The organism is Methylibium sp. T29-B (assembly GCF_000576225.1).
Lineage (GTDB): Bacteria > Pseudomonadota > Gammaproteobacteria > Burkholderiales > Burkholderiaceae_C > Methylibium > Methylibium petroleiphilum.
In genome coordinates, this window is sequence record NZ_AZSN01000002.1 from 57,848 (window position 1) to 77,429 (window position 19,582).

27 protein-coding genes and 4 pseudogenes are annotated in these 19,582 nt (G+C 67.9%); 9 read left to right on the forward strand and 22 right to left on the reverse strand.

Annotation, left to right across the window (positions count from 1 at the left end; genetic code table 11):
- Positions 1-19: 19 nt before the first annotated feature.
- From Y694_RS22990 to Y694_RS00835, 17 genes and pseudogenes are all read right to left on the reverse strand, one after another.
- Positions 20-496: a GreA/GreB family elongation factor gene (locus Y694_RS22990; RefSeq protein WP_310732182.1), complete on the reverse strand. Its 477-nt coding sequence runs from the start codon at positions 494-496 to the stop codon at positions 20-22.
- A gap of 429 nt (positions 497-925) precedes the next feature.
- The gene (locus Y694_RS25240; RefSeq protein ID WP_231497446.1) at positions 926-1,405 is read right to left on the reverse strand and encodes a c-type cytochrome; all 480 of its coding nucleotides are present in this window, start codon (positions 1,403-1,405) and stop codon (positions 926-928) included.
- Positions 1,369-2,196, reverse strand: a complete 828-nt coding sequence (locus tag Y694_RS25245; RefSeq protein WP_231497447.1) for a hypothetical protein — start codon at positions 2,194-2,196, stop codon at positions 1,369-1,371. The genes Y694_RS25240 and Y694_RS25245 overlap by 37 nt, the downstream gene beginning before the upstream one ends.
- Before the next feature lie 117 nt (positions 2,197-2,313).
- On the reverse strand, positions 2,314-2,568 hold the full coding sequence (locus tag Y694_RS26965) for a uracil-DNA glycosylase family protein (RefSeq protein ID WP_409072454.1): 255 nt from the start codon (positions 2,566-2,568) through the stop codon (positions 2,314-2,316).
- 88 nt (positions 2,569-2,656) lie between these two features.
- Positions 2,657-2,920 (reverse strand): annotated as a pseudogene (locus Y694_RS26970) (uracil-DNA glycosylase family protein); the annotation flags it as partial.
- Positions 2,921-2,928: 8 nt separating this feature from the next.
- Entirely contained in the window at positions 2,929-3,342 is a 414-nt protein-coding gene (locus Y694_RS00785) for a cytochrome c family protein (protein WP_036228908.1), read from the reverse strand.
- Positions 3,339-3,907, reverse strand: a pseudogene (locus Y694_RS00790) (ferritin-like domain-containing protein). Before Y694_RS00790 ends, Y694_RS00785 begins: the two are co-directional and overlap by 4 nt.
- Before the next feature lie 44 nt (positions 3,908-3,951).
- Positions 3,952-4,737 (reverse strand): YiiX/YebB-like N1pC/P60 family cysteine hydrolase, encoded by a 786-nt coding sequence (locus Y694_RS00795; RefSeq protein ID WP_036228911.1) that lies wholly within the window; start codon positions 4,735-4,737, stop codon positions 3,952-3,954.
- 84 nt (positions 4,738-4,821) lie between these two features.
- Positions 4,822-5,534: pseudogene (locus Y694_RS00800) on the reverse strand (RNA polymerase sigma factor).
- A 54-nt stretch (positions 5,535-5,588) separates the two neighbouring features.
- Positions 5,589-6,395 carry a metallophosphoesterase gene (locus tag Y694_RS00805; RefSeq protein ID WP_051495449.1) on the reverse strand — a complete coding sequence of 269 codons (807 nt, stop codon included), beginning with the start codon at positions 6,393-6,395 and terminating at the stop codon, positions 5,589-5,591.
- Between the two features lie 22 nt (positions 6,396-6,417).
- Positions 6,418-7,032: a 5-formyltetrahydrofolate cyclo-ligase gene (locus Y694_RS00810; RefSeq protein WP_051495451.1), complete on the reverse strand. Its 615-nt coding sequence runs from the start codon at positions 7,030-7,032 to the stop codon at positions 6,418-6,420.
- A gap of 19 nt (positions 7,033-7,051) precedes the next feature.
- Complete coding sequence (locus Y694_RS22995) at positions 7,052-7,258, reverse strand: DUF3079 domain-containing protein (RefSeq protein ID WP_081771256.1); 207 nt, start codon at positions 7,256-7,258, stop codon at positions 7,052-7,054.
- 9 nt (positions 7,259-7,267) lie between these two features.
- Positions 7,268-7,705, reverse strand: a complete 438-nt coding sequence (locus Y694_RS00815) for a DUF6306 domain-containing protein (RefSeq protein ID WP_036228914.1) — start codon at positions 7,703-7,705, stop codon at positions 7,268-7,270.
- A gap of 122 nt (positions 7,706-7,827) precedes the next feature.
- A complete protein-coding gene (locus Y694_RS00820; protein WP_036228917.1) occupies positions 7,828-8,514 on the reverse strand; it encodes a Crp/Fnr family transcriptional regulator in 687 nt (228 codons plus the stop codon).
- A 5-nt stretch (positions 8,515-8,519) separates the two neighbouring features.
- Entirely contained in the window at positions 8,520-9,125 is a 606-nt protein-coding gene (locus tag Y694_RS00825; protein ID WP_036228978.1) for a hypothetical protein, read from the reverse strand.
- A gap of 11 nt (positions 9,126-9,136) precedes the next feature.
- Entirely contained in the window at positions 9,137-9,607 is a 471-nt protein-coding gene (locus Y694_RS00830) for a hemerythrin domain-containing protein (RefSeq protein WP_036228920.1), read from the reverse strand.
- A gap of 17 nt (positions 9,608-9,624) precedes the next feature.
- Positions 9,625-10,125, reverse strand: a complete 501-nt coding sequence (locus Y694_RS00835; protein WP_051495453.1) for a hypothetical protein — start codon at positions 10,123-10,125, stop codon at positions 9,625-9,627.
- Positions 10,126-10,312: 187 nt separating this feature from the next.
- Between Y694_RS00835 and Y694_RS00840 the strand changes: the two genes are divergently transcribed.
- Positions 10,313-11,011: a succinate dehydrogenase iron-sulfur subunit gene (locus Y694_RS00840; protein WP_173402797.1), complete on the forward strand. Its 699-nt coding sequence runs from the start codon at positions 10,313-10,315 to the stop codon at positions 11,009-11,011.
- 37 nt (positions 11,012-11,048) lie between these two features.
- On the opposite strand, the gene Y694_RS00845 is transcribed toward Y694_RS00840, so the two are convergent.
- The 3 genes from Y694_RS00845 to Y694_RS00855 are packed head-to-tail and all read right to left on the reverse strand — an operon-like array spanning position 11,049 to position 12,457.
- Complete coding sequence (locus Y694_RS00845) at positions 11,049-11,306, reverse strand: DUF2249 domain-containing protein (RefSeq protein ID WP_036228926.1); 258 nt, start codon at positions 11,304-11,306, stop codon at positions 11,049-11,051.
- A 43-nt stretch (positions 11,307-11,349) separates the two neighbouring features.
- A complete protein-coding gene (locus Y694_RS00850; protein ID WP_051495457.1) occupies positions 11,350-11,949 on the reverse strand; it encodes a hemerythrin domain-containing protein in 600 nt (199 codons plus the stop codon).
- Positions 11,942-12,457 carry an Rrf2 family transcriptional regulator gene (locus Y694_RS00855; protein WP_036228929.1) on the reverse strand — a complete coding sequence of 172 codons (516 nt, stop codon included), beginning with the start codon at positions 12,455-12,457 and terminating at the stop codon, positions 11,942-11,944. The genes Y694_RS00850 and Y694_RS00855 overlap by 8 nt, the downstream gene beginning before the upstream one ends.
- 158 nt (positions 12,458-12,615) lie before the next feature.
- Here Y694_RS00855 and Y694_RS00860 point away from each other — a divergent pair, with 158 nt between their 5' ends.
- From Y694_RS00860 to Y694_RS23970, 8 genes and pseudogenes are all read left to right on the forward strand, one after another.
- Positions 12,616-13,797, forward strand: coding sequence for an NnrS family protein (locus tag Y694_RS00860; RefSeq protein ID WP_310732183.1), 1,182 nt, complete (start codon positions 12,616-12,618; stop codon positions 13,795-13,797).
- Between the two features lie 90 nt (positions 13,798-13,887).
- Positions 13,888-14,193: a DUF2249 domain-containing protein gene (locus Y694_RS00865; RefSeq protein ID WP_036228942.1), complete on the forward strand. Its 306-nt coding sequence runs from the start codon at positions 13,888-13,890 to the stop codon at positions 14,191-14,193.
- Positions 14,194-14,211: 18 nt separating this feature from the next.
- A complete protein-coding gene (gene fdxA, locus Y694_RS00870) occupies positions 14,212-14,535 on the forward strand; it encodes a ferredoxin FdxA (RefSeq protein ID WP_036228944.1) in 324 nt (107 codons plus the stop codon).
- Between the two features lie 5 nt (positions 14,536-14,540).
- Complete coding sequence (locus tag Y694_RS00875) at positions 14,541-16,187, forward strand: cbb3-type cytochrome c oxidase subunit I (RefSeq protein WP_036228948.1); 1,647 nt, start codon at positions 14,541-14,543, stop codon at positions 16,185-16,187.
- Positions 16,184-16,776 (forward strand): annotated as a pseudogene (locus Y694_RS00880) (cbb3-type cytochrome c oxidase subunit II). The gene Y694_RS00875 and the pseudogene Y694_RS00880 overlap by 4 nt, the downstream one beginning before the upstream one ends.
- A 214-nt stretch (positions 16,777-16,990) precedes the next feature.
- Positions 16,991-17,365, forward strand: coding sequence for a cytochrome c (locus Y694_RS26610; RefSeq protein ID WP_310732184.1), 375 nt, complete (start codon positions 16,991-16,993; stop codon positions 17,363-17,365).
- A gap of 68 nt (positions 17,366-17,433) precedes the next feature.
- Positions 17,434-18,069, forward strand: a complete 636-nt coding sequence (locus tag Y694_RS00890; RefSeq protein ID WP_036228949.1) for an SCO family protein — start codon at positions 17,434-17,436, stop codon at positions 18,067-18,069.
- A gap of 423 nt (positions 18,070-18,492) precedes the next feature.
- A complete protein-coding gene (locus Y694_RS23970) occupies positions 18,493-18,660 on the forward strand; it encodes a hypothetical protein (RefSeq protein ID WP_155935769.1) in 168 nt (55 codons plus the stop codon).
- Between the two features lie 28 nt (positions 18,661-18,688).
- On the opposite strand, the gene sufT is transcribed toward Y694_RS23970, so the two are convergent.
- Positions 18,689-19,243 carry a putative Fe-S cluster assembly protein SufT gene (gene sufT / locus Y694_RS00900; protein WP_036228950.1) on the reverse strand — a complete coding sequence of 185 codons (555 nt, stop codon included), beginning with the start codon at positions 19,241-19,243 and terminating at the stop codon, positions 18,689-18,691.
- Positions 19,240-19,582: Fe-S cluster assembly sulfur transfer protein SufU (sufU, locus tag Y694_RS00905; RefSeq protein ID WP_036228951.1), on the reverse strand; the 343-nt coding region annotated here is incomplete at its 5' end. The genes sufU and sufT, both read right to left, overlap by 4 nt.

The window sequence follows — 19,582 nt, forward strand, 5'->3', positions numbered from 1 at the left end:
ATCGCCCCAGAGGTGGCATTCAGGCCCGTCGTCGCCACGATCGTGATGTGCAGTCCGAAGGCTGCACGCGACGGCTACATCGCGTAGTCGCCGCTCGACTCGGGCTGGAAGAGGATGGCCAGAATCTCGGCCGCCTTTCGTCGCCGGCAGGGGTAGACCAGCGAGCAATGCTGCCGACCCGCAGGCCGAGCAGGGCACTGCCGACCGGGGACAGCACCGACACGAATCCAACCGCCGGCTCGGCGTCCGCGGGGTAACACAGGGTCAGCGTGTTTCGCTGGCCGGTCTGGGAGTCCTGCAGCAGGACCTGCGAATACATCGTCACGACGTCGGGTGCCACCTCGCGCGATGGAACGAGCGCAGAGGCTTCCAGGACGTCTTCGATGGCACGGACTTGCTGGGGTGACCCGTCACCGCGTGCATCGCGGCGGAGCAGGTTCAGGAGGCGGACATGGTCCAGTTCAGTGAGCGTGCGCTCGAGGGTGATCACTTCCACGGGGCATTCCTTCAGTGTCAAGCTGAGTGCCTCCGGATCGGAGACACGCATCTACGCGCGGGCTAGGAGCCCGGCGATCTGAAGTTTGCGCAAATGGTGTGGTGGTGATCGCCGGGCCTAAGGATGTGCGGCCGGCTGACGGGTGTGAGTCCCCATCCCGGCACGCAACTGCGGCGTGCACAGCGACTCAGCAGCAAAACATGCCGCCTCGCAGAATGCACCGCCGAACGCGGACGTGGACGCAATGGAACCCATCTCACAAGTCTATCGGCGTTGCCTGGTCCGAGCAATTCCTCAAGATGATGTCGCACTGGGATGTAGGCGTATTGCTTGGCAAGTAGCGGTGCACGACCCTCACCGCATGTGCTCGGTGCGCCGACTATGCATGACCTGCCAGGCGCCCCTCCGCGCCACTTGCCGCGAGTGCTATCACAGGGACTTCAGGTACTCGCTCAGGTCGCCCACCTGCTGCTCTGTGAGCCCCAGGCCCCGCTTGCGGTCGTAGGTGCGAACCACGTCGCTCAAGGTGGCCGCCGAGCCATCGTGGAAATACGGCGCGTGCTGCCACAGGCCCTTGAGAGGCGAGGTGCGGTACTGCTTCGTGGCGGAACGCGATGCGTAGCTCGGCGCTTCCGGTTCGGCCATCGAATCGCTCGCGGGGTGCAGCCGCGTGTTGGCATCCGTGAAGAGCGGGCCACTGTGGCAGGTCGCGCAGGTGCCGACGCCCTCGAACACCAGCTTGCCGCGAGCGGCGGCCGCAACATCGAAACTGCCGGCCGGCGCCGCCGGGGCCCCCAGCGACAGCTGGTACGCCTGCAAGGCCGGCAGCTTGCTCGACACGCGGTCCTCGGTGCCGTTGGTGAGGTTCAGGTTCAGGCGTGGCTCCACCACCGAGCCCAGCCCGCCCATCTCGCCACCGCCACGTAGCGGTTCCAGTAGGCCAGCTCGTTGCCGTCGCCGGTGAAGGTCACGCTGTGCAGTCCCGCCAACCCGTAGGCCGGCGGGATCACGACCGGCTTGCTCAGCCCGTCGATGTTCTGTCGCGGATCGAACCTGCCCTTGCCCCAGGCATTGAACATCTGCCGGGTCGTCGCGTCGAGCGTCGGCGACAACGCGATGATGGCGCCCGGGTTCAGGTCGCGGTTGGGCCAGCCGTCCTGGCGCTTGCCGATGCCGGGCGCGAAGGAGTCGTCCACGGTCGAGTGGCACAGCGCGCAGGTGATGCCGACGCGCTTGAGCACGTCCTGGCCGTTCACCGTCTCGACGCTGGCCTTGAGGCCGACCACCGCATCGAGCTTGAGCAGCGCGATCGTGGTGGCCGGCTGCGTCAGGTCGATCGAGCCATTGCGGATGCCGTCCACCACGGCGGCGGGCAGCGCCTGGGCATCCACCTTGAGTCCGACCGACAGCGCGGTCACCGGGTCGACGGCGGCGCTGATCACCTCGTGCATGCGCAGCGCATCGGTCCATTTGGCTTCGTCGCCGAAGGTCTCGTAGCGGAAGGTCTGGCGGCCCTGCTCGACCAGCGCGGCCGCGTCGGCTGCCCCGTCATCGGAGGATCCGCCGCACGCGGTCGCCAGGATGACGGCGGCGGTGCACATGCCCAGCAAGGGCATGGCCCGCAGCGCCGAGCAACGCAGCGATGGCGCCGTTCGGTGGGCGCGGTGTCCGTGGGTCGTGAAGGGCTGTGATGTGTTCATGGCGTGGTCCTTGGCCTGTGGAGTTGGGCACTCCCGCCATCGACACGACGGCATGTGTCGGGGTGCCTGGTCCTTGGATGCCGCCAGGTGGCTGCACGTGACAAACTGATCTTCCGGTTACCGGCCCCGCAGCGCGCGCACGCGTTCCTTCAGCTCGGGCAGCACGTCCGCTTCGAACCAGGGATTTCGCTGGAGCCATCCGTTGTTGCGCGGGCTCGGGTGCGGCAGCGGCAGCACTCGCGCCCCGTGCTCGCGCCAGGCCCCCACGGTCGCGGTCAGGTTCGCGCCGCCGCCGGCCGGCTTCAGGTGCCAGGCTTGCGCGTACGTGCCGATCACCAGCGTCAGTTCGATCGAGGGCAGCTGCTCGAGCAATCGCGCCCGCCACGTCGCGGCGCATTCGGGCCGCGGCGGCAGGTCGCCGCTGATGCCGGCACCGGATAGCAGAAGCCCATCGGCAGGATGGCGATGAAGCCGGGTCGTGGAACGTCGCCTTGTCGATGCCCATCCAGGCGCGCAGCCGGTCGCCGCTCGCGTCGTCGAACGGCACACCGCTGGCCGCCACCTTGCGCCCGGGTGCCTGCCCTGCGATCAGGATGCGCGCTGTTGCACCGGCCAGCAGCACGGGCCGCGGCGGCAGGGGCAGGTGGGCCGTGCAGATCGTGCAGGCCCGCACTTCTCGCAGCAGCCGCTGCAGGGCTGCGTTCCTCGAAGGAGGCTGCGCCATGGTTGGCTTCACCGCGCGGAGGGTGCGCTGTCGCGGCAGGCCGGTGTCTGGTCGACCTGTCGCAGGTAGGCGATCAGGTCAGCGCGTTCCTGGCGGTCAGGGATGCCGGCGTAGGTCATCGACGTGCCGGGTACCGCCTTCATCGGCGCTGCCAGGAATCGGTCGAGCGACTTCTCGTCCCAGACGATCGCGGACCGCTTCAGGGCTGCCGAGTAGCCGTAGTCCGGCACGCTGCCGGCAGGGCGGCCGAGCAGGCCGCAATGTCGCGGCCCGACGCGATCGAAGGAGAGCGCATGGCAGGCCTGGCAGCGTGCGTAGATTGCCTCGCCGCGCATCGCATCGGGCGCGGCCGCGGCGGGCGGTGCGGCGCCGAGCGCGGCATACCCCATCGCCGCAGCGATCAGCAGCGCCCAGCGGCTCATGACATGAAGGCCACCGGCACCGGCGCTTCGCCCAGGGCCTGGCGCAGGATGGCCCAGTGCATCGCCTCGTCCCCCAGGATGCTGGCGGCGGCCTTGGCAAGGTCGCGGTTGCGGAAGAGCGGCACGGCGCCAGGTAGGCGCTCACGGCCCCCTGCTCGAGGCTGGCGGCGAACTTCAGCACGTCGCCCTGCGACTTGAGCTGCTCGACCGGGAAGTTGTACCTGGCCTTGGCCTGCACGGCCTTGCCGCCCAGCTTGACCACCGTCTTGGCGAGCAGATCAGCATGCTCCTTGTGATGGCCCTGGAAGCTCAGTGCGAGGTCCAGCACGCCGGGCTGCAGCAGCTTGCTCTCGGCGCCCAGCTGATAGGCGGCGATCGCCTCGAGCTCGGCACCGAGGGCGGTGTTGAGGATCTGCACATCCTGGGCTGCGGCGCCGCCGGCCTGGGCGGCGAGGGCCTCGTTGCCGGCGAGCAGCGCCACGGCCGCACCGGACAGCGTCAGTCCGGTGCGGCCGAGGAACAGGCGGCGGGCGACGAGCGGGGAAGACATCTGGAAGAAGGACATCATGGCTCCTGAAAGCGTTATGAGCCCATTCGATGGCCGGCGCTTCACCGGCGTTCCGGCTCGCTGCGTGCATCGTCCTCCCACGCGAGACCGTGCGGATCGAATCCCGGCCGCAGGGTCGGCTTGACGACCTCGAAGTAGGGCGACATGTCGAAGTCCCTGGGTGCGTACAGGCTGTGGTGACGGATGTGCAGCAACTCGCGCCGGCAATGCCCGCCTGCCCCGTCGAGGGCGTCCTGGCAGGTGACCTCAGGAAGGATGGGGTAGTGCACGGCTTGGAAGGCCTGGGCGATCAGCGTCGAGCAGATCGCGCGCGACGGATCGCCACTTCCGAAGGCGATCATGCGGCGCCGCCAGTGCAAGGGCACCGGCGGCGCCGGCAGCAGGTAGCGCGCCAGATCGACAAGGTTCCTGAGGTCGTACTGCTGGCCGAGCCTGCTGATGACGTAGCCCACGAGTTGCTCCACCTCCTGCGCCGCGAGCCCGACCGGCCGGCAGATTCGGGTATGCATGTGAGCGTAGGCGCTGAGCGGCACGGCCCGCACGCCAGCGCGGAGATCGGCTTCGATCAAGGTGAGCGGCTCGAGCTTTGCGGTGCCTCCCGGCCATCCGCTGCCGACGAACAGTGCCGCGTGCGACCAGTTCGATTGCGTCAGGATCTTGATGGCCATGCTGATGCGAGACTCGCCCTCGACCAGCAGCACGTCGCCGGGGCGCAGCGTGGCCTCGAGCAAGCCCGGTGCCACGGTCGCCACCATGGCACCGTGCGGCCGGGGTGCGAGAAGGTAGGCCGCGAGCCGATCGCCGATGGCCCTGAGCAGTGTGTTCATCCCGGTCGGTACCCCCAGCCCACAAAGTCATCGGGGTGGACGAGGGCGGGCGCGCAGCCTGTGTCGGTCCGATCCCTGCCGGAGTCAGGGGCCGACTGCGCCGTCGTGGCTGGCCAGCCTGGCCATCACACCCGCGACGATGCGGTCGCAGCGGGCCCCGTCGAACGAGAAGGCGTCCGCCATGGCATGGTCGATGTCGCGCGCCAAACCCTCGCGAAGCAGCCCGCGGGCGCGAAAGAACCGCGTGCGAACGGTGGCCTCTGGCAGACCCAGTGCCACCGAGACCTCCTCGACGCTCATTTCCTCGACGGCCCTCAGCATGAAGACCGTGCGAAACGCCTCCGGCAGGGCATCGATGCACGCTTCCATCAGGGTGCGCAGTTCCGTGCGCATCGCGGCGCGGTCGGGCCGCTCGTCGGGGTTGCCTTCCATCACGTCCTCCATCGAGACGTCCCCGAGGTCGATCGTGGCGTCCAGGGCCAGAACCTGGGCGCCCCGGCGGCGCAGCGACCCAGTGCTTCGTTGATGACAATGCGCACCAGCCAGGTCGACAGACGCGCTTCGGACCTGAAGCTGCCGAGAGAGCGCCAGGCGCGCAGATAGGCTTCCTGCAACGCGTCTTCGGCTTCGGCGTCGCTCTTGAGGATGCTGCGCGACGTGCGGAACAGCAGGCGGTTGTGCCGACGCATGATGCGTTCGAACGCGGCATTGTCGCCGCTGGCAGCGCGTGCTGCCAGGTCGCTGTCGGCCATGCTGTCGATCGGGGTCGTGGGCGTTGCCAGGGCTGTGCCGTGCATGCAGTCCTCCATGAGAAGGGATTCACGCCCCCTTAGATGCGCGCTCGGGTCATTTCATTCCCGCCGCCCGGGAAAGGCACTGAGCGGGCCGCTTTGCGCGTTCACCTCGACAGCGAAGTGGGGATCGAAGGCGGGGTTCTCGTTGACGCCGCTACGGGCATAGCCACGCGGGTTGCAGACGACGCGTGTGCCGTTGACGCGGTGGTCGAAACTGTCGTGCGTATGCCCGTGAATCCACAGCGACACCCGGTCTGCGTCCAGCAGGTGCGCGGCATCGGACACGAAGCAGGCGTTCAGCGGCGAATCGGCGAAGCGCGGGTGGATGCTGTGACGCGACGGGGCGTGGTGCGTGATCACCACCGTGGGCCCGGCATGGGCCTCCGCCAGGCGACTCGCCAGCCAGGCCGAGTGGCATCTGAAGAGATCCACCGAGTCATCCGGCGTGAAGATCTCGGCCGACGACTCGCGGGTTCGAATGCGGCTGAAGTCCCGCATCAGTCGCCGGGCCTCGGACTTCGCGGTGGCGCGTTGTTGCGGGTTGTCGAACAGCTCGAAGTCGGTCCACAAGGTGGCGCCCAGGAAGCGCACGCCACCCAGGACCACCTCCCGCTGGTCCAGCACCTGGACCTGGGTACCCATGCACAGGCGCTGGAGTTCATCGAGCGCGCCGTCGATGCTGCTACCGTAGAACTCGTGGTTGCCGGGCACATAGAGCACGGGCTTGTCGAACTTCAGCGCCCAGGCGACCGCTTCGCGCGGGCGCGCGACGTCGCCGGCCAGCACGACCACGTCGGCATCGTTGACAGGCCAGTCCATTGCGCCGAAGCCCAGGTGCAGGTCCGAGAGGATGTTCAGTTTCATGGGTGGGCGGCGATGTCTGGATTCAAGCGCTGCGGTACGGTCGGGGCGTACACCCGTTTTCGGTGATGATGAGATCCATCGGGATGTCATGCGGCAGCGGATGAATGGTGGCGACTGACGAGATGGCGAACCCGACGCCGATCACCAGCGGCTTGCGTGCCATGGCCGCGAGTGTTCTGTCATAGAAGCCGCCTCCGTAGCCGAGCCGATAGCAGGTCGCATCGAATCCCACGACCGGCGACACCACGATGTCCGGCCGAACGGCGATGCCGTCGGCGGGCACCGGAATGTTCCAGATCCCGCGGGCCATCGCGGCGCCCGGCCACCAAGAGCGAAACACGAGCGGCGCATGTCGTTCGACAACGATGGGCAGCGCGCACCGCGCGCCGCGCGCATGAAGCTGTTCCATCCACGGACGAAGACTCGGTTCACCGCGAAACGGCCAGTAGACGCCGACTGTCCGACCATGGACGTCACCCAGAGCGATGGACAAGTGGCGCGCGATCGCCGCTGCGTGAAGGCGCCTTTGCCCGGGAGAGAGTTTCAACCGCTCGTCAATGAGGCGCAGGCGCTCCGATTTGCGCCACCGCATGATGGCCTCGCGCGCCAGCGCGCCCGTCTCTGAATCGTGGTCCATGAATCTGGGGGTGGCCGTTTCACTCAGGTGCTTGTTGCGACGCCGGAGGATCGAGCTTGGGGGCGTCGAGCCCCCATGACATCCAGTCTTCACCGAACAGTTCGGACGGATGCGGCGTCGCCACGCTCCCGTTGCCACACATCATTGAGTCCACAGCGCAATACTTGTCGCAGCCCCAGCAGATGCGCCCTGGGTGCTTGGGGTGGATCGGAAACTTCTTGACCACGGCGTGCATTCAGGCGTGCCGTGCGTCGATGCGCTCGATGTTGCCGCGGTGCGCCTCCAGCATGATCGAAAGATCGGCCCGGACCTGTGCGTCCTCGATACGCGGAATCAGCGTCTCCAGGCGGCGCACCACCCATGTCTGGCCGCGGTTGAGGAAGTCCAGGCGCTGCTCCAGATCAGGGATCGCCATGGCCTTGCCCCAGAACGCTCCCGTCGCGCTGGACGCATTGCCCTCCAGCGCCTTGATGGTGCGCATCAGCATGCTGCACCAACGGACTTCATCCGTGTGAACATCCTGCACGAGCGTGGTCAAGGCGCACGGCGGCATGTCGCGCGCCGTCTCCATGGCCACCCGCGCGCCTGCACGCTCGGCCTCCAGCAGTTCGTTCAACGCTACAAGCACCTCGTCGCGCGAGGCCGGTGTGGGGGCTGGAACAGGGGTACTCATGGCAGGTCTCCAAGCGGGCCAATGAACGCGCGCGGCAGGCGGTTCAAAGAGGCATAGAGTGTACATCTTATGATCTGGACGGCGGCGGACAAGCGCCTACAGGGCCTCAGAACATGCACAGGTCAGCGCGGGGTCGTCGCTTGCTGGAGCCGATGGGTGTCGGGCACCACGATCCGCCGGCCCTGGACCTGCAGCACGCCCGCCTCGGCCAGTTCGTGCAGGATGCGCGAGAAGTGTTCGGGGCTCAAGTTCAACTGGGTGGCGACCTCGGCCTTGCCGGCAGGCAGAGTCCACGACAGGCTGGGTTGGCCATCGGCGCGGCGCAGCAGGTAGGCGGCTAAGCGCGCAGTGCCGCTGCCGATGGCCTGCCGGTCCAACTCGTGCACCAAAGCCTCGACGCGCCGGCTCAGGCCGGCAATCATCTGTCGGGCGAATTTCGGGTTGCGATCGAGTTCCGCGAAGACAGATGCCTTGGGCACGAGCAGCACCAGGGCGTCGCTTGCGGCCTGGGCCTCGACCAGGGTCGGCCGCTCGAGGAACATCACCGGCTCGCCAAAACTCTGCCCAGGCCCGACCGTGCCGGTCAGGCGACGGCCACGCACCGGTGTGGTCGAGACCAGCTTGATGTCACCGTAGACGACCACGTAGATGCCCGTTGCAGGTTCACCCTTGCGGAACAGCACGTCGCCGCGCTCGAAGCGGTGACGCACCGATTCCGAGGCCAGCCGGGCCAGCGCCGCGCCGTCCAGATCCTTGAACAGCGGCAGCCTTGCGAGCAGGTCCGCCGTGGGGATTTCCCTGCGGCCCATCGTCTTCAGGTGATCACTGCGATCAGCGCCGGATCGTCCGCATGATCGAGCAAGATCGTCTGTACCCAAGCTTGCCAGGCATCGGCAAAGGCCTGACGCCTGACGGAATCGGCCTGCGGCGCCAAAGCGTCCCGCATCAGGTCCGCCAGCCCGACCGGCCGGGGCACCGCCTGCGGCCGGTGCGCTACTTCGACCGACCGACCAGTGTCCACCCGCGTGAAGCGGATCTCACCCGCCGCGGCCACCCCGAAGCGCAGCAGGCCCTGGCGAGCGAAGCGGCCTGCCAGCCCCTTGAAGCCGCCCTCGTTGGCCGCACCGGTGACCAGGCCCGCCACGCCGGCGATGACGCCGGCCACGCCTTCGTCGACGGCCTGGCGCAGTTCGACGCGGATCTCGCCGCGCCGCGGCGCCTCGCCGGGGTACAGGTAGGCCAGCGCCGTGCGTGTCATCAGCCAGGCCCCGGCCACCGTCGGGCACGAGTGGCCGGCGAGCTTGACCGCGTCGACATAGCGGTATTCGATCGCCCCGCCGTCTGCCGCGCCGAGCGCCTCGGCCAGCGGGTCGGCGACTGTGATCGTCGGCACCGCATCGAAGAAGGCGGGTGTCTTCATGCCCGCCATTCTCAGGCCGCGGCCGTGGACGCGCGCCGGACCAGCCGTTGCCGAACCACATGGCCGACCAGCACCGCGGCCGGGTACATCACCTCTTCCTCGGTGCGCGCATGCTCGACCAGGGCCTCGACAAAGTCGACGATCTCGCCGCGGCCAGCGCGGGCGGCGGCCTCGCGCAGTTTGTTCAAGGCCGCGACGATGTTCTGGTGCTCGGCCAGCATCTGCGGCAGCTCGGCCTCGAGTTGCTCGGTGAGTGTCAGCACCTCGGCCATCTCGGCGTTCCACTCTCCGCGGGCCAGCGCGGCGAGCAGGCCCAGCGGCGGCAGCGCGATCTGGTCTTCCTTGACGAAGTGCGGGTGCATCAGCCGTGCCAGCGTCTTGGCCGCCTCGCCGACCTCGCCGCCGGCCTGGGTGGCCTGGCGCAGCCGCTCGTGCAGGGCGTCGTGTTCGCGTTGCAGCGTTAGGGGAATCGTGAATTTCATGATCGCTCCTTGGGGTTTCAATGAACGTTGCGGATCGGCTTGAAGCCGGGGTGGTCGAAGTGGCTGCCGTACTGGTTGACGGCCTGCGCCACCTTCACCAGGCCGAGCGCCGGGCGTGTCTTGGCATCCTTGCCCGCCATCGTGTCGGTGCCCGTGCCGATGTCGGCGATCACCAGGTGCAGCATCGCGTCGGCCTTCGGTTCGAGCCTGCAGTTGGCGACGATGCCGCCGACCTCGGTCTCGACCTGCGTGGCCACCTCGCGGTATTGCCCGGGCGTGAGCTTGCCGGCGTGGGCGGCGCCCAGTTGCGGCTCGACCAGGCCGCGGATGCGGCCCATGCCGACGCGCAGCGGCTCGTCGGTGGCCCACTTGCGGCCCTGGTTCAGAGTGAGCTTGTGCGGGGTGGCCGCGTCGTGGCTGTGGGCCGTGGTTTGCGCCAGTGTCGGACCGACAGACGAAGCGATCAGCGCCACCGCCGCAGCGGTCCCGATGAACAGTTTCCGAACGAACAGGGCCATCTTGCTCTCCTTGGGGTTGAAAGGGCATCCCTGCCCACCTGTTGCGTCAGACGGATCCGTGCCCCGTGGGTTCGATCCACCTTCGAGTTCCTTAGGAATCATCAAGGAATCGGCCCGATCGATGCTGGCCCGCAGCGCTAGAGTGGGCTCACCCGATGGCCAGCGGCCGTCTTTGCGGAGGTTGGCGATGCATCGTTTCCAGATCTACCGCTACGACCCGGACCAGGACGTGTCGCCCCGCATGCAGACCTACGATCTCGAGATCGAACAGGGCGACCGCATGCTGCTCGATGTGCTGATCAAGCTGAAGGCCATCGATCCGACCCTGAGCTTCCGGCGCTCGTGCCGTGAAGGTGTCTGCGGCTCAGACGCGATGAATATCAACGGAAAGAACGGGCTGGCGTGCGTGACGAACCTCCGTTCACTGCCGAACACCGTGGTCCTGAAGCCGCTGCCGGGCCTGCCCGTGATCCGCGACCTCTTCGTCGACATGACCGGCTTCTTCAAGCAGTACCACTCCATCCGGCCTTGGCTCGTCAACGAGGATCCGCCGCCCGAAAAGGAGCGCTTGCAGTCACCCGAGGCACGCGATGAGCTCAACGGCTTGTACGAGTGCATCCTGTGCGCCTGCTGCTCCAGCGCCTGCCCGAGCTACTGGTGGAACCCGGACAAGTACGTCGGCCCGGCCGGCCTGCTGCAGGCCTATCGCTTCCTGGTCGACAGCCGGGACCAGGCCAGCGGCGAGCGCCTCGACAACCTGCAGGACCCGTACCGGCTGTTTCGCTGCCGCACGATTCTCAACTGCACCGACGTCTGCCCTAAGGGCCTGAACCCGGCCCTGGCCATCGGCAAGATCAAGGAGATGATGGTGCGGCGCGCGATATGACGTTGCCCGCGTAGCCGCACCATTTCGCTGCGCCCGCTCAGCGCACGCTGAAGTCGATCGCGATCGCGCCAGGCTCACGCTGGCGGTATTCCACGCTGATGCGATCGCCATAACGCTGCGCCATCTGCGACAGCAGCGGCAGCGGGTCGTGGTCGTTGGCGAAGCGCATGGTCTCTCCTGCCTGCAGGATGTCCAGTGCGCCGAAGATGGCGGCGTGCCGGAAACGCTTGGCCACGCCGCGGGCGTCGAATGGATAGATGGCGTCGGGGGACAAGTGCAGATGAGCTTGTGACATGACGACTCCTTGACGGGTCAGTGAAGGGGCCCGACGCAAGGCGTCAGGCAGGGAAGGAGTTGGGGAGCCCGGCGGGTTCGAAGGCGCCCCGGCGACCGCGCATCGACTGACCGATGCGGTCCAATTCGGCATCGCAGAGCAGCCGCCCGGCCATCGGCAGCAATTCGGCCTCCTCGCGTGCGATGTGCCGCTCGTACAGGGCTATGAAGTCATGCACTTCGTCGTCCGGCAAGGTCGCCGTGTCTCCGCCTGCCACCTGCTCCAGCCGGCGGCGCAAGGCGCGCCAGCGCCGTTCGAGTTCTCGGTGCTCGGCGGCCAACGAAGCCGTCAACTCGCGCACGCACACGGCGTCGGACCCGGCCATGGACTCGATCAGCGCTGGAAACAGGTCCAGCTCCTCGTCCGCGTGGTGATGCACGGCGGAGGTATCGAAGTAGCGCATCACGGCAGCGGCGGCGTCCTGCGCCTGTCGGTCGGCCCCCTGGCCGGCCAGGTGCGCCGCGAGACGCCGCAACGTGGCGCACTGGGCCTGGACGCGGCCGTGACATGCCGCCAGCATCTCCAGCGGCACTTCGAAGCCCACCGCCGGAGCCGAGTGCCCGGGCAGATCGAGAAGCGTCGCCGGTGCGCTGCGCTCACGCATCGGGCTTCCCGGTGCTGGCGGGCTTGCGAAGGCTGCGTGGCGGCGCCACCGGGGCGCCCCCCGCGCGACCACGCACCGACGTGGCGCGTGCCGAGGCTGGGGCCGGCGCAGGCTCGACGATGTCGGCCAGGGTCATGCTGTCGAGCTCCTTGAAGTAGGCCCCCAGCGCGCCTCTGAACAAGCCTTTCAGGCGGCAGGACGGTGTCAGCGTGCACTGGTTGGTGCCCGGGTCGAAGCACTCGACCAGGCGGAAGTCGGTCTCGGACGCGCGCACCACGTCGCCGATGCGGATCCTGGCCGGATCCTTCAGCAAGCGAAGCCCGCCGCCGCGGCCGCGTGTCGTCTCCAGCACACCCTGGCGACCGAGATCGGTGACGATCTTCATCAGGTGATTCCTGGACACCCCGTGGCGTTCTGCCAGCTCGCTGATGGTCACCAGCTGCTGCGGACGGGCCGCGCAGTACATCAGCACTCGCAAGGTGTAGTCGGTGTACTCGGCGAGACGCATGCATGCCCCTAAAGAGGCATCAAGTATATGCCTTTAAATATGAATGCGATTTAAGATGCAGCAAGCGTACTTCTTATAAGTCCTCAGGACGACCTGACCGTCGTTACGTTGTCTGCCAAACGATGTCCCTCCTGTCCCTCCGAACTGCCCCGCCCGAGGTGCCCGAAGCGCCACCGCCCGCGGGCTGGCCGCTGCTGCGTCTGGGGTTCCGCCCGTTCTACCTGGGAGCTGCGCTGTTTGCCGTGTTGGCGATGCCACTTTGGATCGCGCTCTACCTGGGGCAGGTGACCTCGACTCTGGCGGTGCCGCCCCTGCTGTGGCACGCGCACGAAATGTTGTTCGGCTTCGCGATCGCCGTCATCGTCGGCTTCCTGCTGACGGCCGGCAAGGCCTGGACCGGGCTGGCCACGCCGCGTGGTGCGTTCCTGGGCGCGCTGGCTTTGCTGTGGGCTGCTGCGCGCGTTGCCGCCGTAGTCGGTCCCTATCCGGTCTACGCATTGCTGGACCTGGTGCTGCTGCCACTGGTGGCCGCCGTGTTGGTCGATCTGCTGGTCCTCGCCCACAACCGCCGGAATCTGCCGCTGGCAGGCATCCTCGTGCTGCTGTCGCTGGCCAACGGCGCCTTCCACCTGGCGGTGCTCGGGACCATTTCGATCGCACCCCTGGTCGCGCTGCACGCCGGCTTGGCCCTGATCGTGATGATCGAGTGCGTGATTGCCGGGCGTGTGATTCCGGCCTTTACGATGAGTGCCACCCCCGGCCTGAAGCTCGCCGCCCGGCCGGCCTTGGAGCGCGCGACGCTGTCGATCACCGCGTTGGCGCTGGCGCTTTGGGTCTTCGCACCCTCGGCAACGGCTTGGGGATGGGTCAGCGGCGCGGCCCTGGCGCTGGCAGCTGCTCTGCACCTGGCCCGACAGTGGCAATGGCAACCGGCGCAGACGCGCACCCGTCCGATCCTGTGGATCCTGCACGCAGCCTACGCCTGGATAGCCGTCGGATTCGGCCTACTGGCGCTGGCGCAGATCGGCCGTATCGGTGCGTCGGCCGGCGTGCATGCCCTGGCGGTCGGTGCGACCGGGGGCCTGATCATCGGCATGATCACCCGCACGGCGCGCGGCCACACGGGTCGGCCACTCAAGGCCTCGAAAGCTGAGGTGCTGGCCTACATGCTGGTGATGGCTGCAGCCGCCCTGCGTGTGCTGGGTCCGCTGGCGATGCCGCAATGGCTACCGCAACTTCTGGTCTGCGCGGCGCTCGCCTGGTGCGCCGCTTTCGCCATCTACATCGTCGTCTACGCCCCGTGGTTGATCAGGACGCGCCGCGACGGGAAGGACGGCTGACTCGACTCGACACGCCAACCTCGCTGGCCCTTCGTGGCACGCCCGTCGGCAGGCCCGCCTTCCACTCACCGAACTGCAAAGGAACCTCGGATGACTTCCACACTCGCCGCACCGGCCACCACGATCGACCTTCGCACGATCGCGCCGCGCGATCGCCATGCACTGGTCTTTGCACGCTTCGACGCGCTTCAACCAGGCCATGCGCTGGAGCTGGTCAACGACCACGACCCGCAACCCCTGCGCGTGCAGTTCGAGGACCGGGCGTTCGGGCAATACGACTGGCACTACGTCGAAACCGGCCCTGCGTCCTGGCGGGTACGGATCGACAAATGCGGAGCCAACCCGAGGTCGGACGTCGGCGACTCCTGCTGCTCCGGTGGAGCCTGCTGCGGCTGATCGAACGGTGCCGCGTCCATGACCTTCGTCGTCACCGAGGCCTGCATCCGCTGCAAGTACACCGATTGTGTCGACGTGTGCCCGGTCGATGCCTTCCGCGAAGGGCCGAACTTCCTTGTCATCGACCCCGGTGAGTGCATCGACTGCGCGGTGTGCGTGCCCGAATGCCCGGTCTCGGCCATCTACGCCGAGGAGGACGTGCCGGGTGATCAGCAGGACTTCACATCGCTGAACGCCGAGTTGGCCCGCGTCTGGAAGCCGATCACCAAGACCAAGAAGGCCTTGCCGGACGCCGATGCGTGGCGCGAGGTCACCGACAAACGCGCCGAGCTCGAACGCTGAACGCCATGAACACCGTTGCCATCCTGCTGTCGGCCTTCGTACTGTCCTTCGTCGCTTTGTTGGTCTTCATCTGGTCGCAGCGCACCGGCTTGTTCGATCGCAGCAGCAAGGGTGCGGAGGTGATCTTCGCTTCCGGCGAAATCGGGCGCATCGAGGAACCGGCCGCGGCACCTTCGGCGCAGGGCAGCCTGCAGGGCGCCATCGATACGGCCGGTGCCGGCCAAGCGTCCCGCGCCGACGCCGGCGAACTGGCCGAGCGCGCGCGCGCCGACGCGTCCACGGCGCCGCTGGTGTTCTTCATGTTCTGCTGCGCGATCGCCTGGCTGCTGGTGGCCTCGGCGGCCGGGCTCACCGCGTCGATCAAGCTGCACGAACCCGACTGGCTGGTGCGGCAGGCCTGGCTCACGTTCGGTCGCATCCGCACCATCCACCTCAACGCGGTGGCGTACGGCTGGGCGCCGATGGCGGGCCTGGGCATCGCGATGTTCGTGATCCCGCGGCTGCTGAAGACACCGCTGCTGGGCGCGCGCTTCGCATTCGTCGGGGCGGTGTTCTGGAACGCGGCGCTGATCGCCGGGCTGGGCAGCATCGCCGCCGGCATCAACGACGGCCTGGAGTGGCTCGAGATCCCCTGGCAGATCGGCATCCTGTTCGCCGTCGGCGGTGCATTGATCGGCCTGCCGCTGGTATTCACGCTGGTCAACCGGCGCGTTGAGCACCTCTACGTCTCGGTCTGGTACATGGCCTGCGCGCTGTTCTGGCTGCCGGTGCTGTTCGTCGTCGCGAAAGTGCCGGGCCTGCACCAGGGTGTGCAGCAGGCGGCGATGAACTGGTGGTTCGGCCACAACGTGCTCGGCCTGTTCTACACACCGCTGGCGCTGGCCTCGGTGTACTACTTCCTGCCCAAGGTGATCGGGCGGCCGATCCAGTCGTACAACCTGTCGCTGCTGGGCTTCTGGGGCCTGGCCTTCTTCTACGGTCAGGTCGGTGGCCACCACCTGATCGGCGGGCCGGTGCCGGAGTGGATGATCACGCTGTCCATCGTGCAGAGCATGATGATGATCATCCCGGTCGCCGCGTTCACGGTGAACCAGTACCAGACGCTGCAGGGCCGTCTGTCGGCGCTGCGCTGGTCGCCGACGCTGCGCTTCATCGGCGTCGGCGGCCTGATGTACACGGCCAGTTCGGTGCAGGGCTCGCTCGAGGCGCTGCGCAGCATGAACGCCGTCACCCACTTCACCCACTACACGGTGGCTCATGCGCACCTGGGGCTGTACGGCTTTGTCAGCTTCGTGTTCTTCGGCGCGATGTACTTCGTGATGCCGCGCATCACGGCGCGCGAGTGGCCCTACCCGTGGATGATCACGGCGCATTTCTGGCTCGTCAGCGGCGGCTTCGCCTTGTACTTCGTGAGCCTGACCGCCGCCGGCTGGCTGCAGGGGGTGGCCATGCTGGACGCGGCGCGACCCTTCATGGACTCGGTGGCCGTGACGCTGCCCTACCTAAAGGGGCGCAGTGTGGGCGGGGCCTTCATGGTGCTGGGCCACCTCGTCTTCGCCGCGCACTTCATGGCGCTCGCCTTGGGTTTCGGCCCGCAGCGCGACAAGCCGGCACTGTTCCGGCAACTGTTCCACAAGGAGGCGGCGGCATGAACAACGAGGTCAAGCTGATCTCGGGCGCGATGGTCATGCTGGCGCTGTCGACCAGCGCGCTGGTGGTGCTGCCGTATCTGCAGGTGCACGACGCGCCGCCCCTTCCCGGCCTCAAGCCTACACCAGCGCCGAACTGCGCGGCCGCGAGGTGTACATCGCCAACGGCTGCGTCTACTGCCACTCTCAGCAACCGCGAGCCAAGGCCTTCGCGCCGGATTTCTCGCGCGGCTGGGGACGGGCGACCGTCGCCGGCGACTACGCCTACGACCAACCGCACCTGTTGGGCACCATGCGCACCGGCCCGGACCTGATGAACATCGGCGTGCGCCAGCCCAGCGAGCAGTGGCAGCTCGGACACCTGTACCAGCCGCGAGCCTACATGCCGGGAAGCATCATGCCGAGCTATCCGTTCCTGTTCGAGACGAGGGAAAGGGCCGAAAAGGGCGATGTGGTGGTGTCCCTGCCACCGGGCCAGGCGCCGGCCGGCCAGGTGGTCGTCGCGCGACCGCAGGCCATGGATCTCGTGAAGTATCTCCAGTCGCTCGATCGCAGCTACCCGGCTATCGCCGTGCCTGCCGTGAAGCCATGACCTCGCCCATCCTTCCTCAGCAGCAGCGCGAAAATCCCGAGCCGAAGGAAGGTTCGAATCCGATGCCATGGTTCGTCATCGTCCTGACCGCACTGCTGATGGCCTTCGGCGTGCTCTACATCGCCCGATCGGCCATCATCAACGCACCCGCGCTGGGTGACGGCCGCTCGACCGCCGAACTGCAGGGGCTCTTCCTGCGGCAGCTGGCACCACGGTGGACGGCACGGCTGCGTACGCGTCGCGTTGTGTGGCCTGCCATCAGGCCAGCGGCGCCGGGCTGCCGGGCGTGTTCCCGCCGCTCGCGGGCTCGGAATGGGTGGTGGGCAAGGAGACGACGCTGATCGCCCTGGTGCTGCATGGCGCCAGCGGCCCACTGACCGTCAAGGGCGGCACCTACAACGGTGTCATGCCCGCCTTCGGCGCCCAGTTGCAGGACGCCGAACTGGCCGCCGTGCTCACGCACATCCGCAGCCAGTGGGGCAACGCCGCGGCGCCGGTGACGGCCGACGCCGTGGCGGCGGTGCGCAAGGACACGGCGGCGCGCACCGAACCGTACAAGGGCGACGTCGAGCTGGCGCCGCTCAAGTGACGGCACCTCTGGCCGCCGTGCACCTGACGAGGAGGTCACACGAGGCAAGGGCGCGCCGCCTCACTGCCTTGCTTTGCCTGGCCCTGACGTTCGGTCTGGTCATGGCGCTGCAGCACTGGACACACGGCTTCGAGGTCTGGACCTTCGACGGACGCAGGCAGCTGCAATGGCAGGCGGGCGAACTGCGCGCTCAGCCGGTGGCCCTTCGGCGCAGCGACGGCAGCACGCCGCGCTTGTGGGGCGATGCCGGCGCCATGCCGGCCGCCTATCTCGTCGACTTCATTTACACACGCTGCCCCAGCGTCTGCCGAGCGCTCGGCGGCGAGTACCAGCAGATGCAGCGCGCGCTGATCCTGCGGCAGGGGTCAGACCCGACGCTGCGCGGCGTGCACCTGGTCTCGATCTCGTTCGACGTCGAGCATGACAGCCCGACGCAGCTGGCGCGTCATGCCGCCGACCTGCGCGCGGATCCGCTGGTCTGGTCCCTGGCCGTACCGGCCACACCCGGGGATGCGAGCGCCTTGTTGCGCTCGCTCGGTGTCGTCGTGATCCCGGACGGGGAGGGCGGCTTTGTGCACAACGGCGACATCCACCTGATGGACGAGCGCGGTCGCTTGCGCGGACTTTTCGCCTTCGACCAGTGGCCGCAGGCGCTTGAAGCCGCCCAGCGACTGGCGGCCACCCGGCCGGAGGCGTCGAGGTGAGCGCCTGCGGCCATCCGTCGCACCGTGTGGGGCCGCTCGTGCTGGCCGTGCTGCCGCTGGCGTTGCTGTGGCCGTTGCTGCGCCACACTGTCGAGAGCCGCATGTCGCTGCACATGCTGGCGGAATTCCCTGCGCTATTCATCGCCGGGTGGTCGGCCTGCCGGCTGTGCCTGCGCCGCCTGCCGGCCCGGCGGTGGCTGCGCATTCAGCGCCTGCTGGACTGGCGCGGCTGGACCGGGGCGGTGCTGACCAGCGGCGTGGCGCTGGTGTGGATGCTGCCGTCCGCCCTGGATGCAACGATGCTCTGGCCCGCCGCAGCCGGGGTCAAGATCGCCAGTTGGTGGCTCGCCGGCTGGCTTTTGCGGACAGCTGGCGCCGAATGGACGCCGAGGTACTGCTCTTCTTCGTCGGCAATCTGGCTGGATGGCTGCGACGGCGGGGCTGCTCTACATCGATGCGCCCACGCGCCTGTGCGTGAACTACCAGCAGGACGATCAGCGCCATGCGGGCATCGGCCTGGTGCTGCTCGCGCTCCTGCTCGGTGCGCTGGCGCTGCGGCGGCGCCGGGAGCCGCCACATGAAGGTCGGTGATTCGTGACGAAGGGATCGGATCGGCCGTCTACAGGCCGAGGGTGAGGGCGGCCGCCTCGGACATCATCGAGCGGTCCCAGGGCGGGTCGAACACGATGTCCACCGTCGCTTCGCCCACTTGCGTCAGGGCCAGCACCTTGTCGCAGACTTCATCGGCGATGACTTCGCCCATGCCGCAGCCGGGTGCGGTCAGGGTCATCTTGATCGATACGCGGAACCGTTCGTCGTCCATCGGCAGCACGTCGCAGAGGTAGACCAGACCCAGTTCGACGATGTCGACCGGGATCTCCGGGTCGTAGCAGGTCTTCAGGGTCTGCCACACGAGGGCGCGCAACTCGTCGAGGCCGATGTCGTGCGGTGTCGTTGGGGCCGCGGGCGCGGCGGGCGTCGGCTTGCCGATGGCGTCGGCGTCGACACCACGCAGCCGCATCAACTGCCCCTCGACCCACAGCGTGAACGAACCACCGAGCGCCTGCGTGATCCGCGCCGGCGTGCCGGGCGGCAGTTCGGTCGGCCGCCCGTCGGGGATGCACTCGACACGCACCGCGCGCGTGGTCACCACCGGCTCACGCTGTGGTCTCACGGCGTATCACCCAGCGCATGCATCAGTGCATGCCAACCCAGGAGGGCGCACTTGATGCGGCCCGGATAGCGCCGCACGCCGGCCAGGCTGATCAGCTTGCCCAGTTGCGCCGCATCGGGTTCGAGTTCACCGGTGAGAACCGCGCGAAAGCGCTGGTGCAACTGCTGTGCGACGGCCACGTCGTGCCCGCGCACGGCCTCGGTCATCATCGACGCCGAGGCCATGCAGATCGCGCAACCCTGCCCGCTGAAGCGGATGTCCTGCACCTGACCCTGCACCACGTTCAGCATCACCTGCAGGTCGTCGCCACAACTCGGGTTCTGGCCGCGTGCCTGGTGC

Coding starts and splice junctions, on each gene's coding strand:
- Y694_RS25240 (WP_231497446.1), bottom strand. CDS start 1,405: ATGGGCGGGCTGGGCTCGGTGGTGGAGCCACGCCTGAACCTGAACCTC.
- Y694_RS25245 (WP_231497447.1), bottom strand. CDS start 2,196: ATGAACACATCACAGCCCTTCACGACCCACGGACACCGCGCCCACCGA.
- Y694_RS00785 (WP_036228908.1), bottom strand. CDS start 3,342: ATGAGCCGCTGGGCGCTGCTGATCGCTGCGGCGATGGGGTATGCCGCG.
- Y694_RS00795 (WP_036228911.1), bottom strand. CDS start 4,737: ATGAACACACTGCTCAGGGCCATCGGCGATCGGCTCGCGGCCTACCTT.
- Y694_RS00805 (WP_051495449.1), bottom strand. CDS start 6,395: ATGAAACTGAACATCCTCTCGGACCTGCACCTGGGCTTCGGCGCAATG.
- Y694_RS00810 (WP_051495451.1), bottom strand. CDS start 7,032: ATGGACCACGATTCAGAGACGGGCGCGCTGGCGCGCGAGGCCATCATG.
- Y694_RS00815 (WP_036228914.1), bottom strand. CDS start 7,705: ATGAGTACCCCTGTTCCAGCCCCCACACCGGCCTCGCGCGACGAGGTG.
- Y694_RS00820 (WP_036228917.1), bottom strand. CDS start 8,514: ATGGGCCGCAGGGAAATCCCCACGGCGGACCTGCTCGCAAGGCTGCCG.
- Y694_RS00825 (WP_036228978.1), bottom strand. CDS start 9,125: ATGAAGACACCCGCCTTCTTCGATGCGGTGCCGACGATCACAGTCGCC.
- Y694_RS00830 (WP_036228920.1), bottom strand. CDS start 9,607: ATGAAATTCACGATTCCCCTAACGCTGCAACGCGAACACGACGCCCTG.
- Y694_RS00835 (WP_051495453.1), bottom strand. CDS start 10,125: ATGGCCCTGTTCGTTCGGAAACTGTTCATCGGGACCGCTGCGGCGGTG.
- Y694_RS00840 (WP_173402797.1), top strand. CDS start 10,313: ATGCATCGTTTCCAGATCTACCGCTACGACCCGGACCAGGACGTGTCG.
- Y694_RS00845 (WP_036228926.1), bottom strand. CDS start 11,306: ATGTCACAAGCTCATCTGCACTTGTCCCCCGACGCCATCTATCCATTC.
- Y694_RS00850 (WP_051495457.1), bottom strand. CDS start 11,949: ATGCGTGAGCGCAGCGCACCGGCGACGCTTCTCGATCTGCCCGGGCAC.
- Y694_RS00855 (WP_036228929.1), bottom strand. CDS start 12,457: ATGCGTCTCGCCGAGTACACCGACTACACCTTGCGAGTGCTGATGTAC.
- Y694_RS00865 (WP_036228942.1), top strand. CDS start 13,888: ATGACTTCCACACTCGCCGCACCGGCCACCACGATCGACCTTCGCACG.
- fdxA (WP_036228944.1), top strand. CDS start 14,212: ATGACCTTCGTCGTCACCGAGGCCTGCATCCGCTGCAAGTACACCGAT.
- Y694_RS00875 (WP_036228948.1), top strand. CDS start 14,541: ATGAACACCGTTGCCATCCTGCTGTCGGCCTTCGTACTGTCCTTCGTC.
- Y694_RS23970 (WP_155935769.1), top strand. CDS start 18,493: ATGGCTGCGACGGCGGGGCTGCTCTACATCGATGCGCCCACGCGCCTG.